This is a genomic window from Citrobacter sp. CK199 (genome assembly GCF_030333285.1).
In the GTDB taxonomy this organism is placed as follows: Bacteria; Pseudomonadota; Gammaproteobacteria; order Enterobacterales; family Enterobacteriaceae; genus Citrobacter_B; species Citrobacter_B koseri.
On sequence record NZ_JAOWGF010000006.1, the window covers coordinates 1 to 254 of the forward strand.

The following is a 254-nucleotide window of genomic DNA, read 5'->3' on the forward strand; positions in this document are numbered from 1 at the left end:
AGGCCGGGTGTGTAAGCGCAGCGATGCGTTGAGCTAACCGGTACTAATGAACCGTGAGGCTTAACCTTACAACGCCGAAGGTGTTTTGGCGATTTGAGAGACGATTTTCAGCCTGATTACAGATTAGTGTTTAATGCGAGAGGCATTAGACGAACAGAATTTGCCTGGCGGCACTAGCGCGGTGGTCCCACCTGACCCCATGCCGAACTCAGAAGTGAAACGCCGTAGCGCCGATGGTAGTGTGGGGTCTCCCC

At 53.9% G+C, this 254-nt stretch carries 1 rRNA gene; it reads left to right on the forward strand.

From position 1 onward, the window contains the following. Window positions 1-163: 163 nt before the first annotated feature. Window positions 164-254: ribosomal RNA gene (gene rrf, locus OGX75_RS00025) — 5S ribosomal RNA — on the forward strand; the annotation flags it as partial.